This is a genomic window from Arthrobacter sp. 05L417 (genome assembly GCF_056397865.1).
In genome coordinates this window covers 1-399 of sequence record NZ_JBFTOG010000130.1, presented here as the reverse complement: position 1 = coordinate 399, position 399 = coordinate 1, and the positions used below count along the sequence as shown (strand labels likewise).

At 63.4% G+C, this 399-nt stretch carries 1 pseudogene; it reads right to left on the bottom strand.

Annotation, left to right across the window (positions count from 1 at the left end):
• Positions 1 to 212: pseudogene (locus tag AC1DJW_RS26630) on the bottom strand (glycine cleavage system protein T); the annotation flags it as partial.
• Positions 213 to 399: the final 187 nt, after the last annotated feature.

The window sequence follows — 399 nt, the reverse complement described above, 5'->3', positions numbered from 1 at the left end:
AGCGCGTAGTCCAGGAAGGCCGCGGCTTCCGGGCCGGTGACCCAGACTTCGCCCATGTGGGAAAGGTCGAACAGGCCCGCGGACTGGCGGACGGCGTGGTGTTCGGCCAGTTCGGAGGAGTACTTCAGGGGCATCTGCCAGCCACCGAAGTCCGTGAAGGACGCCCCGGCGATTTTGTGCTGCTCGTAAAGAGCTGTGTAGTTCTCAGTCATTGCGTCAGTCCTTAGATTTCGAACGTTTCGGTGGTTTCCTCGAAGGCTTCGATCGGAGGGCAGGAGCAGACCAGGTTGCGGTCGCCCGCGGCGCCGTCGATGCGGCCGACGGGCGGGAAGTACTTGTCCTGCTTGAGGTGGTGGACCGGGAAGACGGCCTGCTCGCGGGAGTACTCACGGTCCCAAT